This window comes from Nostoc sp. 'Peltigera membranacea cyanobiont' 213 (assembly GCF_002245975.1).
In the GTDB taxonomy this organism is placed as follows: Bacteria; Cyanobacteriota; Cyanobacteriia; order Cyanobacteriales; family Nostocaceae; genus Nostoc.
The window spans coordinates 1-13,601 of the sequence record NZ_NOLI01000078.1 but is presented as its reverse complement, the minus strand read 5'-3'; the positions used below and the strand labels follow the sequence as shown (position 1 = coordinate 13,601).

Here is a 13,601-nt window from a genome sequence, read left to right as displayed (position 1 = left end):
TCTTGTATATTACTCTTTGTTAAGATTCTATACTTTTACGGAAAACCGTCTTTGTTTTTGTAAATCCACGATATACCGCTTCGGCAAGGCGATATATCGCTTTTTTACTTAATAACGATAGTGAGCAAATGCTTTGTTAGCTTCTGCCATCCGGTGCGTTTCTTCGCGTTTCCGAATCGCATTGCCAGTTTCGTTGGCAGCATCCATTAACTCATTTGCCAATTTACTTGCCATTGTCCGGCCTGGTCTAGACCGGGAATATTGCACTAACCAACGCAGTGCTAGGGTAGTACCCCGTTCTGTACGCACTTCCATTGGTACTTGGTAGGTTGCTCCGCCTACTCGCCGAGCTTTTACTTCTACTAGAGGTGTTGCATTTCGCACTGCTCTTTCAAAGGTTTCTAAAGCACCGTTACCAGTGCGTTCCTCAATGGTTTTCAATGCTTCATAAACGATTCGTGCGGCAAGTGATTTCTTGCCATGACGCATGATCCGCCTGATAATCATGCTCACAAGGCGACTGTTATATACAGAGTCAGACGGAACTGGGCGCCTTTGAATAACACCACGACGAGACATACTTCACCTTTAATTCGGAATTTGGCAACGAAATTATATGCTATCAGACACCGGAAACCAAAAGCTGTGGAACCCAACCCTCAGACTTTTTCAATTTTGTTTTCGATTGTTGGAGCAAGGCTGACCTATTGACTGCCAATTTTGGATTAGAGTTTTTGGTAGACGTTCCGACCACAAGGATTGGAAAAAATCAAAAGTCTGTAAGCCTCATCCCCTTGTGGGTTCGACCAATCCAAAATTGCAAATCTAAAATCTAAAATTCATTGACTTGCTACCTGCAACTAAATACTCACGGTGACAAGATTCTAAACCTTAATGTTCAGATGAGAATTATGCTGTGGGTTACAGCCTTCTCCTCAGAACTTCTACACTTGCTCGCTTAGTGTAGGTGTAGCTTGCTTGATTTTTTTAAACAGACTTGATCAGCTTTCATAACTGCTCTTAGAACACAGACCCTGATAGTTTTTTGTCCTTGAGCGTTTTTAAGGTAAACGATTAATCGTGTTGGGTGCGATTAATCGCCTAATCCTATTTTTTCGCTGCTGCTTTTGGACGCTTGGTTCCATACTTGGAACGCCCTTGTTTACGGTCTTTGACTCCGGCTGTATCTAAGGTGCCACGGATGATGTGGTATCTCACGCCTGGTAGATCCTTAACCCGACCGCCACGAATCATCACAACTGAGTGTTCTTGTAAGTTGTGACCAATTCCTGGAATGTAAGCTGTGACTTCAAATCCAGATGTAAGTCTGACTCTTGCTACTTTCCGTAAAGCTGAGTTAGGCTTCTTTGGTGTGGTCGTGTACACTCTGGTACAAACTCCCCGACGTTGAGGGCATTGTTTCAGAGCCGGGGACTTGGTTTTCTGACGCGCTTGTTCGCGCTCGGTACGTATTAGCTGCTGTATTGTTGGCATGAGTTACAGCGCGTAAAGCTGCTTATATGTCTAAGTTTTAACAAATCCTGATTATATCGTTTTTTAGGGTTTTATGTCAATTGTAACTTTTCCTTTATTATTAGCAAAATATGGCTAATTAGTGATTAGTTGTGGAAAAGGAATTACCACAGCCACAGGTTGCGATCGCCTGGGGATTGTGGAAGCGAAAACCACCACCCATTAAGTCTTCTGAATAATCTACCCTCAAACCGTTGAGGTAATTTAAGCTTGTAGCATCTATGACTACTTGAATCTCATCCAAGTCGAAAACCTTGTCGCCAACTTTTATTGCTTCATCGAAGGACATATGATAAAAGAATCCAGAACAACCACCTGGTTTTACTGCTAATCGAAACAAAACATTTGGCTGCTGCTTGGACTTTATCCGCCCAATTTCACTTGCGGCTGCTTGACTCAAATGAATCATGGAACTCGGTTTTTGCAATTGAATACCCCATCTTCTATTTTACAGACAGATGGGTTAACTCTTACTTCTCGAAAATTCCAAATTACCAAAGTTATGAGCGCGATCGCTATTACTACATTTATAGCACAACAAGCAGAAGTCCTTACCTTAACTAGGTAGGGACTTCTGGGGTGCAGTGGTTCGCAAGGAGGGTTTGCACAAAAATGTATTCAGTTTTTAGATTAGAGCTTTAATCCTTAGTACGGGCATAGTCATCTTGGTAACGGATAATGTCATCTTCTCCCAAGTATTCGCCATTTTGCACTTCAATTAATATTAAGGGAATCACGCCAGGATTCTCTAAACGGTGAGATGTACATTGGGGTACATAAGTTGACTCATTATTGCTCAGTAGTACTTCTTGCTCACCACAAGTCACCCTAGCTGTACCAGAGACGACAATCCAATGTTCGCTGCGGTGGTGGTGCATTTGTAAACTGAGGCGGTGTCCGGGCTTAACTTCAATGCGCTTGATTTTGTATCCGCGCCCTTCTTCTAAGACTGTAAAAGCACCCCAAGGACGTAACTCAGTTGCAGCAATGCCTCTGGAAGTGATATTTGAAGGTAGGTGTAGAGTCTCAGTCTGTGTAGTTTCTTGATATCTAGCCATAGTTACCTCATTTGAAGACATAACAAACCGTTAGTACTCTTAACTATTGATAAAAAATCTGGCGCTATTTTGCAACGTTGAAAATCAGCAATTTTGTCGCACCTTGATAAACATAGCAAAATCAAACGTGATGGTGTAAATCATCACTACTAAAAGTGTTGTATCTACACCAAGTCTTCATCAAGCAAAATGATAGCTTGTTCTAAACTTTAAAAAAGATTGGGAATTGGGAATTGGGAATTGGGGATTGGGCATTGGGAATTGGGTATTGGGTATGAGTTATTCTTCCTCTGCTTTGCCTGCTTTTTATTCCCTCGTTATCGTGGTTTCAGGAAAATACCAATTCCATTATGAACACGAGCAGCAGTACTAGGCGATCGGTCGAGTAGTTGCCCTCCTAAGTAAAGGCTGGTAGAACTACCGCCGTCTAAATTTAAGGCATCTACACAGCCCATCTGTTGCATTAGTTGGGCATGTTCTGCCAAGGTAGGCCCATAACCGCCAGCACGATTATGCACAGCAGCTATCATCAGTGTGCCTGTTGCTGTTGTACAAATGCCGCTACGAATAGCCTTTTCTGCAATAAAGGCATTGCTGAATTTTTCGGCTTTGGCATCGAGGACAATTTGGCGATTTTGGATTAATAGCGGGCCGGCTCCGATAATGTGGGGATAACGACTAAAATCAGTGGGAGTAGTACTGCTGGAAATATTTACTGTGCTTCCAATAGGTAACTGTGAGGCAGCGCTGGCAGCGTTAGCACGTAAAGTTAATAGGTAGCCATCTTGGGGAATGGGAACGGCCGTCCCACCAACTTTGCCGCCTGGTAACTGTTGAGTAATTTGGTCTTTCTGTACCACTAGGATAATTTCGTTATCCGTTAAGGGTGTGTAAGTTGCTCCCCAAGCTGGGGTGTAACGGGCAATGCCACTCTGGATGTAGCCGCTATTAAGAAACAGAATTGGTAAGCGCTGGTTATTTGCAGTAATTAAACTTTCTTCTAAGGTGAGACGACCGAAGTAAAATTGGCCTGAATCATTCCAAGCGATCGCACCTCGGTTAAGAATAGGGCCTGATAACCACTGATTATCCCGACGAATCGCACCCAATGGTAATTTGTTATTGCGGTTAAAATAACCACCGTTAATTCCAGCTACTGCTAAGTAACGTTGGGCTGTTTGAATTAAGGGAGCAGTACCCGCAAGTCCATTAGGGCTAGCCCACATAGGCTTCAGCGTTAGCCCAAATTTGCGGGGATCAACTTCTAACCAGACCACAGGAAAGCGTTCTGTGCCTAAGTTGACATAATTTTGTCGCCAGCGTAATCCCGGTGCCCAAGTAATATCTCGTACTTCCAGAGGATCGGGTCGAATATCGATAATGAGGCGATTGGGGTTAGCTACAGTGCTAACTTGAGGCGATAGACCAAAGGGAACGCTCAGGCTAATAATCGTTTGGTTTTTCACCACCTCCACTTTTTGAATCAGTGGATCGGGGGCTGGTGGTATTGGTTGTGTTGGTGCAACGGGTAATAATTGTTTGAGTAAATTTGGCAGTAATGCTGGTGGTGCTGCTGGTGGCTGGGGGGTATAGCGTTCTATCAAAACAGGATCGGCTATTCCATCTAGGGTAATTGTCCACTCTCGATTTGGCGGTGTAGTGGGTTTGAGAGTTGGCGTGTCTGGATCGGAAGATGGAATTTGCGGTTTTGCGATCGCCGCTCCTTGGGCTACTTGCCAAGGAGTTGGACGATCTAAATCCACAAGAATCCGAGCCTGTTGCAAAGGATTAACACTTGCGTCTGAAAGTTGCTGACTCTGAACAATATTTGTGACTTGCGTTTTTGGGGTAGCAATCACCAAGGTGTTGCCATTAGTTCGGATTTCCCATCCAGATGTTTGAGCAAAATTGCTAATATCAAGGTAGCGATACGATCCTAGTAGCTTGGCGGTTAAAACTAGTGGCTTTGTCACCGATGAAAACCACTGTATTGGTTGCTTTGCTGAGTTACTACTGTTTAAGAAATTTACTCCAATTAATTGCCTGAATGCCCCATCGCTGAGATGAGTTGTTACCTGACCAGATTTTCCAGGTCGCTGCAACCAAGTTCCTGGTAAAGTACGACCATTGAGGGAAATTTGATTACCAGAGGATGCCACCCCTGTTAAAGGTGGTGCAGGTGACTGGGAAATCAGTATTTGTTTGCTGTTTTTCGGTGACTCCTGGGCGTTGGTAGCACAGGTACTCGTTAAACACAGTACTGTTAAAAGTATTGGTGAAACAGTAGCCCGAAAAAATCTGCGTTCGCTAATCCCTAATTGGCAACAACTCGGCATTTTTACCATAATTTACTATTTACTTTTGAAAACTATCACCCCAAGGTATAAACTAACTAATTATTTGGAAATATAAAGATTACATGACTTTATTTCTTAAATATCATGTTAATATATATACTGGCTAGCTGTCTCTTGTAGACATAAAACAAATTTAGACGCTAAAGCCACTCCACGCAATTGTTTTAACTGGCATTAATTCTAACCAGACTATACACGGTAGTATTGGTTATCAAAACAGATTAAGATATTCGATCCTGACTGAATATTGCTATTTCAGTGAGGTCTAGTTAATAGTAATATATGTGTCAGCTGGTAAGCAGAAAAACTCCAGACAATAACAATATTTGGGAATTGTCAAATGGGTATATATTGTAATACGCTGATTTTATTGCAGGCTCAGGATGAGTTTGGCTTTAAAACATAGGACAGCTTTTAGTTTTGTTTCAGGTGAGCCGCAATAGGCTCTATGAGTAGCTAGAGTGCATCTGGAAAAAGGGAATTGAGAAAATACTTAGCTTCACAATATAAAAAAGAAACTGTCAGGGCAAAAATCATGTCTTGGCGGGAATAAGTTGTCTCACACCGCATAAATACATAAACAATACGCAACTATTTTAACACGGGGGAACTAAGAAAGTAAAACCGAAGTTAAAATTTTTTTTCCCTAAATTTCGGCGCTTATATATTTCTCCATTGCGGAATTGATAAATTTTTTTCCGTAAGTAGTGGCAAAATTGGTAACTCAATACTTCAGGAACAGGGTATGAATAATCAACCGATGAATCAAGACCAGAAAATCACAGCGAATATAAACTCAAGAGATACCTATCAGGGGCAAAAGTGGTTAGTAGAAGAACGAGATGCCTGTGGTGTAGGTTTTATTGCTCATCGTCAGAATCATACCAGCCACGAAATTGTCGAAAAAGCTTTAGCTGCTTTAACCTGTTTAGAACACCGGGGAGGTTGTAGCGCCGATCGAGACTCTGGTGATGGTGCTGGAGTCTTGACAGCTATCCCTTGGGATTTGTTCCAACAAGACTTTGCCGAAAGGGGGAAGGAATTTCCATCAATCAATAATATGGCTGTAGGGATGATATTTCTCCCACAAGACCAGGAAGCAGCACAAAAAACTAGGGTGGCAGTTGAGCAAGTAGCTACTGAAGAAAAATTGATTGTACTGGGCTGGCGAGTAGTGCCAGTGCAATCTGATTTACTGGGTGTACAAGCAAGAGAAAATCAACCCCAGATCGAACAAGTTTTGTTAGCTTCTGTTGACAAAAGTGGCGATGAATTAGAACGACAGTTGTATATTACCCGCCGTCGAATTAGTAAAGTTGCAACCAATATCTCAGAAGAATTTTATATCTGCTCTTTGTCAAACCGCACAATTGTTTACAAAGGCATGGTGCGTTCTGCTGTATTAGGAGAATTTTATCAAGATTTAAAAAATCCAGCTTATAAAAGCGCCTTTGCTGTGTATCATCGCCGCTTTAGTACCAACACGATGCCCAAATGGCCTCTAGCTCAACCGATGCGGCTTTTGGGTCACAACGGCGAAATTAATACCTTGTTGGGTAACATCAACTGGATGATGGCACGAGAAGCTAGCCTGAATCATCCTGTATGGGGCGATCGCATCAAGGAACTGAAACCATTAGTTCACATTGATAACAGCGACTCAGCTACACTAGACAACGTACTAGAATTACTGGTGTGTTCTGGACGCAGCCCCTTGGAAGCTTTGATGATTATGGTTCCAGAGGCTTACCAAAATCAACCCTCTTTAAATGACTCTCCAGAAATTGTTGATTTCTACGAATATTACAGTGGTTTGCAAGAAGCGTGGGATGGGCCAGCGCTTTTAGTATTCAGCGATGGCAAAAAAGTTGGTGCAACACTAGATCGTAATGGTTTAAGACCAGCCCGCTACCTAATCACCAAAGATGACTACATTGTTGTCGCTTCCGAAGCAGGTGTAGTGGACTTTCCAGAAGCTGATATTGTCGAAAAAGGTAGACTCGGCCCTGGACAAATGATTGCCGTGGATTTAGTCAACCATGAAGTGCTAAAGAATTGGGAGATTAAACAGCGCATCGCCAAGCAGCACCCTTATGGAGAATGGCTGCAACAGTACCGTCAAGAACTCAAAGAACTTGTCAGTGTTAAGTCGTCAGATGGTAATGGAAATGGACATCTGGTTGCTGAAAATGGTAACGGCCATATTACAACTGACAAAATTGACAAGCAAACCTTGCTGCAACTTCAAACTGCCTTTGGCTACACCACAGAAGATGTAGAAATGGTGATTCACCAAATGGCGATCGCAGGTTCAGAACCGACTTTCTGCATGGGGGATGATATTCCTTTAGCGGTGCTGTCAACAAAACCCCACCTGCTTTATGACTATTTCAAACAGCGCTTTGCTCAGGTAACTAACCCGGCGATTGATCCCCTGCGGGAAAAGCTAGTGATGTCTTTGAAAGTCGAACTGGGTGAACGGGGTAACTTATTAGAACCCAAGGCAGAATATGCTCGGAGATTGAAACTTGAATCGCCAGTGTTAACGGATGGTGAATTAGAGGCGATAAAGCTTTCGGGATTTGCCACAGCCGAGTTGTCAACCCTATTTGCGATCGCCACTGGCCCTGAAGGATTAAATGCCGCAGTCCAGGCTTTACAAACACAAGCAGCTGAATCAGTCCGGGCGGGTGCAAGGATTTTAATCTTAAGCGATAAGGGAAATGACGGAATCAACCCAGAAGATACATACATTCCTCCCCTATTAGCAGTGGGTGCTGTACATCATCACCTGATTCGGGAAGGGCTGCGGATGAAAACATCCCTGATTGTCAATACTGCCCAATGCTGGAGTACTCATCACTTTGCTTGTCTGATTGGCTATGGTGCTGGTGCAGTGTGCCCATATATGGCTTTAGATACGGTGCGTGATTGGTGCGTCGATCCCAAAACCCAAAAGTTAATGGAGGTGAAAAAACTTCCAACCCTCAACGTAGAACAAGCTTTAGGAAACTATCGCAAAGCAGTAGAGTCAGGTTTACTGAAAATTCTCTCCAAGATGGGGATTTCTCTGCTCTCCAGCTATCAAGCAGCCCAAATTTTTGAAGCGATTGGCATTGGTGGAGATTTAATCGAACTAGGATTTCATGGTACGACTTCCCGTATGGGTGGTTTGAGTGTTAGCGAACTCGCCGATGAAGTACTTTCTTTCCACGTCAAAGCTTTCCCAGAACTGACGACCAAGAAGTTAGAAAACCTGGGCTTTGTGCAGTACCGTCCTGGTGGCGAGTACCACATGAATAGCCCCGAAATGGTTAAGGCGCTGCATAAGGCTCTAGATGGCAAAAACTACGACCACTACGAAGTTTACAAAAAGCACCTCCAAGGTAGACCAGTAACGGCATTGCGAGACTTGCTAGATTTCCAAGGCGACTGCACTTCAATTCCTCTAGAAGAAGTAGAGTCGGTAGCTGATATTGTCAAACGTTTCTGCACCGGCGGCATGTCTTTAGGCGCTTTGTCAAGAGAAGCCCATGAAACTTTAGCGATCGCCATGAATCGCATCGGTGGTAAATCTAACTCTGGGGAAGGTGGCGAAGACCCAGTGCGCTATAAAGTTTTAGATGATGTAGACGAGTCTGGTCACTCGCCAACCCTACCTCATTTAAAAGGATTGCGGAATGGCGATAAAGCCTTTAGTGCCATTAAGCAAGTTGCGTCAGGACGCTTTGGTGTCACACCAGAGTACCTAGTCAACGCCAAACAAATTGAAATCAAAATTGCCCAAGGTGCCAAGCCTGGGGAAGGTGGACAACTGCCAGGGCCAAAGGTAAGCCAATACATTGCGATGTTAAGGCGCTCGAAGCCAGGTGTGACACTGATTTCGCCGCCACCGCACCATGATATCTATTCAATTGAAGACCTAGCACAACTGATTTTCGATCTGCACCAAATTAATCCCAAAGCAAAGGTGTCGGTGAAGCTAGTTTCAGAAGTTGGCATTGGCACGATCGCGGCTGGTGTGGCTAAGGCAAACGCTGATATCATCCAGATTTCTGGACATGATGGTGGTACAGGTGCATCGCCACTAAGTTCGATTAAACACGCTGGTTCGCCGTGGGAATTGGGTTTAAGTGAAGTACATCGGGTTTTGATGGAAAATAGTTTGCGCGATCGCGTGATTTTACGTGTAGATGGCGGACTTAAGAGTGGTTGGGATGTGGTAATAGGTGCATTGATGGGTGCTGAAGAATTCGGTTTCGGCTCCATCGCCATGATTGCTGAAGGCTGTATCATGGCGCGAGTTTGCCACAAGAATACCTGCCCTGTGGGTGTTGCTACTCAACAAGAAGAACTTCGCAAACGGTTTAACGGAATACCAGAAAAGGTTGTTAACTTCTTCTACTTCATCGCCGAAGAAGTGCGGAGTTTGTTAGCACGACTTGGCTACCGTTCTTTGTCAGAAATTATTGGACGTGCAGATTTATTGAAACTGCGCCAGGAGGCAAAACTTACCAAAACGCGATCGCTAAACCTGGACTGTTTACTTAAGCTGCCAGATACCAGAGACAATCGTGGCTGGTTAGTCCATGAAGAAGTCCATAGCAACGGCGTGGTTTTGGATGATAAGTTCCTTGCCGATCCCGACATTCAGACTGCCATTAGGGATCAGTCTACCGTTACCAAGACTTATCCGATTATCAATACTGACAGAACAGTAGGTACAAGATTAGCGGGTGCGATCGCTTCTCAATACGGTGACAGTGGCTTTGGGGGGCAAATTAATCTTAATTTCACTGGTAGCGTTGGGCAAAGCTTTGGTGCATTCAATCTCCCCGGTATAATTCTGACTCTGGAAGGAGAAGCAAACGACTACGTAGGCAAAGGGATGCATGGTGGTGAAATCATCATCAAACCTCCAACTGATGCTACCTATAACGCATCACAAAATGTCATAGTTGGCAATACCTGCCTTTATGGTGCGACTGGTGGCGTATTATTTGCCAACGGTCTAGCCGGAGAGCGATTTGCTGTGAGAAATTCCAAAGGCATAGCAGTGATTGAAGGCGCTGGGGATCACTGCTGCGAATATATGACTGGTGGTGCGATCGTCGTTCTCGGCAAAGTAGGACGCAACGTTGCTGCTGGAATGACTGGTGGACTAGCATACTTCTTAGATGAAGATGACTCATTTCGTGAGTTAGTCAACCCGGAAATTGTCAAAATCCAACGGGTAATTTCGGAAGTAGGTGCAAAACAACTGCAAGACTTAATCCAAACTCATGCAGAACGCACTGGTTCACCAAAGGCGAAGAAAATTCTGCAAAACTGGCAAGAATTTTTACCTAAATTCTGGCAGTTGGTTCCACCTTCTGAAGCTGATAGTCCCGAAGCTACTCCTGAAAAGACAACAACTGAGTTCAGTTTAGTAACTAGTCATTAGACATAGGAATGAAAATCACGTAGGCACAATTCACGAATTGTGTCTACCAATAATTTTCGGCAATAAAAATTCAACGTATAGGTTGAAATATTAGCGCCGACTTACTTAAGTCTTTTCTTGCTAACTGAACTGGATTTATTTATGAACGCCAAGTAAATACCTTTCTCATCATAAATATAATTATACTTGCACCTATTGCCCCTACTATACCCGGAATGAAAAATGGCCAATTAACTGTCCAATTAACTGAAAAAAAACCAATAATTATTTGAAGTATTTCATGATTAAAATCAATAATTCGTTTAAATATTTCATTTGGCTTTTTAAATGAAGAATTAAGTAATGTATAGATTAATAGACCTTCATACCCTCCGATAGCACCAACTAATAGTCTAAATATTTCAATGGAAAAATTGGTTTTCCTTGTGATAAGTAGAGTAGCTATTCCAGCAAATGCTCCTCCAAAAAAACTTAGCCCAAATATTATTGCGAGAAGTATTAATGACTCTCGATTGCTTGGTGGTTCAGGAAAAGGTGATCCAAAAAATATTGGGAGAAGTATTGATAATCTTAGATCGTCTGGTTCCCACATAATCTAAATTATTCATGATGATTAATTTTAATTTTTAGCCAATTAGTATTAACCAATTAACCATAATTAATAATTATTGCTTTTTCTTAGCAAGCAGCTTTTTATCTGCATCTTCCATTTCTAAAAGTTCTGGAATAGTCACAAAGCGATAGCCTTGTTTTCTAAAATTGCTAATAATTTCTGGCAAAGCTTGTACAGTTCTAGAACGGTTCCCACCACCATCATGCATCAGCACAATACCACCAGGTTTGGAATCTTTAATTACGTTATCGATCAACTTTGGTACAGGTGGTAATTTGTAGTCAGTGGAGTCAGCCGACCACATAATCACAGCATACTTTTGTCCTTTCGCATAAGCAGATAATCCATTGTGCAGCATACCACCAGGCGGTCGGAACAGATTTGTTTTAGCACCTGTAATTTGATAAATTAGGTCTGTTGTACGGTCAATTTCATAAGCTGCCGCTTGTTGATTAAAGAAGTGATACCAGTGATGCCAAGTATGGTTAGCAATGACGTGACCTTGAGTTACAATTTTCTTCCCTATTTCTGGAAAATTTTTTAGGTTCTGCCCGACAACAAAAAACGTTCCTTTGATATTATTTGATTTTAGAATATCTAGTACTTGCTCTGTAGTGTCAGGCCAAGGGCCATCATCAAAGGTGAGAGCAATCACTTTTTCACCCTGAGTGAGTTTTGCTGCTTCAATTACTGCCCCTTGAAAACGTGACGGTAGAGCGTAAGACAGTCCTTTTGTTTGTGCTTCTTGCTGCCAACTTGTAAGCATCACTGCCTTTAATTTCTCAATTCGCTGCTGAGTTCCTACGTTTGCGGTTACATCTTTAATATCTATACCTTGTCCACTTTGAGCCTCTGAAGCGTTTGGTCTTAGAAGCATCATGAAAGCAAGGCTAAAAACACCACCTAAAGCAAGCAGTGCAATTAATATTCCTTCTGGCCACAGAAACGACTTATTGTTTTCCACCTCATAGCTCCTTCAAATATCGAACCATCAACCACACTTATGCCGGTACGTTATAGCACATTTTTTTAGATATTTTAAGATACCAGTTACTTTCTGCTAATGCTGAAAACTGGAATTTAAACTAACCTAAATTCACAATCGAGAAGACAGACTACACAGCTTTAACTGAAATCTAGATACTCTATATTTAGATAAGCGCTTATACAATAGTTACTACTGTTTAATGAAAACCCATTCATAAAAGGCAATGTCTGTACTTCTAGATCCTTATCTCTAGTTCTAAGAAGAAGCATAATTAGATAATTAACCACACCCCAAAATCCTCTTAATAGAAGTTTTGAATCAGTTACTGTCTTTCACTTCACAGCTAAGGCAGCATTATACTTTCAAGTTTTATAGCTTTACAAATAAAATGAACCAAACTGTCTTGCCTACAATTTATAATTTTTGCAGGCTAAAGTTTTCATCGTCAGACTGTCTGACAGTAAAGTTGTATAATTTACAACTAAGTTCATTATTTGATTAATATATAAAACTACTGACAAGGAGAGGGTATCTTCCAAAAAATAGTTTAGTAAACTATTAGTTAATTAAGATATATTCTACTGCCTGCTGTTATTTCTTCTTTTTTAAGAAAAAGTTAAATTTTCAACTGACAGAATGTTGCCTTGTACTTTCTATGAGATAGACAGACGAAAATTGATTAAATATAGTTTCTCATTGCCAAGGGGCATTTATTCGTTAATCTATACACTTTTGACTCATTCAGCAAAAATAATTTTATCGGCAGTTTAACTCTATTTTTGATGCTGATACTTAAGCCTAAATTGCTAGTAGCTTTTTTTATTTTAATTTTCTGCTCGATCGCAAAAGAGGTTCATATATCATTCATAGTACACTTTAATATATACTGTTACCGTGTAATTACCGAAAATAATCCTATGTGTATAGGCAAGTTAAAATTTGGAGTAGTATGGAATCTATTGAATCATTAAATTCTAAAATTAAAATGTAATGTTTTTTACTACGACCGCGGACTGTAATGGCTTTCGTATTTAAAAAAAACATTTACGTAGTGGTTAATTTTATGTAATATCACTTAATACTTTTTTAACTAATTTTTCAGCAAGATTGCTATTTGCTTTTTTTTGCTAAAGTGAAGCAGATACAGCAGTTTATAAGTAACTGAGGTACAAAATATACAGACATAAAGTTTCTATCTACTGCCGACCCTTGCAGACTCGCTCTAAGCGTACTCCTGCAAAGAAGCAAGCTACGCGTAGCGTCTCTAAGAGTTGCTATGCCGCAGGCTTTACGCCGCGCTATCGTGCCTCAGAACCTGTAACTTCGTACTTCATGTAAAATACAACCATTGTATTGTCAGATATGCAGTAAAATACATTACCACTCAATAACCAATTTTCTTTCTGCTCAAAGAAAAAAGCGACTGACTGTATCACTCTACCAATCGGTAACTAGATTTTTTAGCAGCAGGAAGCAAAACTGAAAATTATTTAATAACTTGCTTTATAATTGCAACAATTAGAATTAAGATTTTTAACTGATTCGGCGGAATTCCCCGTCCCTCTACAGGGCGGGGATGGATAGCCGGACGACGACGAAAACACCTCCA

General features: G+C 41.6%; 9 protein-coding genes. 2 read left to right on the top strand and 7 right to left on the bottom strand.

All coding sequences use genetic code 11. The annotated features are described in order from the left end of the window. Positions 1-108: 108 nt before the first annotated feature. From rpsG to CDG77_RS20375, 3 genes are all read right to left on the bottom strand, one after another. Positions 109-579, bottom strand: coding sequence for a 30S ribosomal protein S7 (gene rpsG, locus CDG77_RS20385; RefSeq protein ID WP_094331156.1), 471 nt, complete (start codon positions 577-579; stop codon positions 109-111). A 528-nt stretch (positions 580-1,107) separates the two neighbouring features. Next, the gene (gene rpsL / locus CDG77_RS20380; protein WP_094331155.1) at positions 1,108-1,494 is read right to left on the bottom strand and encodes a 30S ribosomal protein S12; all 387 of its coding nucleotides are present in this window, start codon (positions 1,492-1,494) and stop codon (positions 1,108-1,110) included. A 118-nt stretch (positions 1,495-1,612) separates the two neighbouring features. Further along, positions 1,613-1,942: a HesB/IscA family protein gene (locus CDG77_RS20375; protein ID WP_094331154.1), complete on the bottom strand. Its 330-nt coding sequence runs from the start codon at positions 1,940-1,942 to the stop codon at positions 1,613-1,615. A 12-nt stretch (positions 1,943-1,954) separates the two neighbouring features. Between CDG77_RS20375 and CDG77_RS36640 the strand changes: the two genes are divergently transcribed. Further along, positions 1,955-2,101: a hypothetical protein gene (locus tag CDG77_RS36640; RefSeq protein WP_181154376.1), complete on the top strand. Its 147-nt coding sequence runs from the start codon at positions 1,955-1,957 to the stop codon at positions 2,099-2,101. A gap of 70 nt (positions 2,102-2,171) precedes the next feature. Here the strand turns inward: CDG77_RS36640 and CDG77_RS20370 are convergent, their stop codons facing one another. Together CDG77_RS20370 and CDG77_RS20365 are read right to left on the bottom strand one after the other, a co-directional pair. After that, positions 2,172-2,591, bottom strand: coding sequence for a cupin domain-containing protein (locus tag CDG77_RS20370; RefSeq protein ID WP_094331153.1), 420 nt, complete (start codon positions 2,589-2,591; stop codon positions 2,172-2,174). 317 nt (positions 2,592-2,908) lie between these two features. Next, positions 2,909-4,927 (bottom strand): phosphodiester glycosidase family protein, encoded by a 2,019-nt coding sequence (locus CDG77_RS20365; RefSeq protein ID WP_094331177.1) that lies wholly within the window; start codon positions 4,925-4,927, stop codon positions 2,909-2,911. Between the two features lie 766 nt (positions 4,928-5,693). Between CDG77_RS20365 and gltB the strand changes: the two genes are divergently transcribed. Next, complete coding sequence (gene gltB / locus CDG77_RS20360) at positions 5,694-10,391, top strand: glutamate synthase large subunit (protein ID WP_094331152.1); 4,698 nt, start codon at positions 5,694-5,696, stop codon at positions 10,389-10,391. 139 nt (positions 10,392-10,530) lie between these two features. On the opposite strand, the gene CDG77_RS20355 is transcribed toward gltB, so the two are convergent. Both CDG77_RS20355 and CDG77_RS20350 read right to left on the bottom strand, forming a co-directional pair. After that, positions 10,531-10,983 carry a hypothetical protein gene (locus CDG77_RS20355; RefSeq protein ID WP_094331151.1) on the bottom strand — a complete coding sequence of 151 codons (453 nt, stop codon included), beginning with the start codon at positions 10,981-10,983 and terminating at the stop codon, positions 10,531-10,533. A 73-nt stretch (positions 10,984-11,056) separates the two neighbouring features. Next, positions 11,057-11,968 (bottom strand): polysaccharide deacetylase family protein, encoded by a 912-nt coding sequence (locus CDG77_RS20350; RefSeq protein ID WP_094331150.1) that lies wholly within the window; start codon positions 11,966-11,968, stop codon positions 11,057-11,059. Positions 11,969-13,601 lie beyond the last annotated feature (1,633 nt).

What these genes read in the sequence shown, in the direction of transcription:
- rpsG (WP_094331156.1), bottom strand. Translation starts at nt 579, where the DNA reads ATGTCTCGTCGTGGTGTTATTCAAAGGCGCCCAGTTCCGTCTGACTCT.
- rpsL (WP_094331155.1), bottom strand. Translation starts at nt 1,494, where the DNA reads ATGCCAACAATACAGCAGCTAATACGTACCGAGCGCGAACAAGCGCGT.
- CDG77_RS20375 (WP_094331154.1), bottom strand. Translation starts at nt 1,942, where the DNA reads ATGATTCATTTGAGTCAAGCAGCCGCAAGTGAAATTGGGCGGATAAAG.
- CDG77_RS20370 (WP_094331153.1), bottom strand. Translation starts at nt 2,591, where the DNA reads ATGGCTAGATATCAAGAAACTACACAGACTGAGACTCTACACCTACCT.
- CDG77_RS20365 (WP_094331177.1), bottom strand. Translation starts at nt 4,927, where the DNA reads ATGCCGAGTTGTTGCCAATTAGGGATTAGCGAACGCAGATTTTTTCGG.
- gltB (WP_094331152.1), top strand. Translation starts at nt 5,694, where the DNA reads ATGAATAATCAACCGATGAATCAAGACCAGAAAATCACAGCGAATATA.
- CDG77_RS20355 (WP_094331151.1), bottom strand. Translation starts at nt 10,983, where the DNA reads ATGTGGGAACCAGACGATCTAAGATTATCAATACTTCTCCCAATATTT.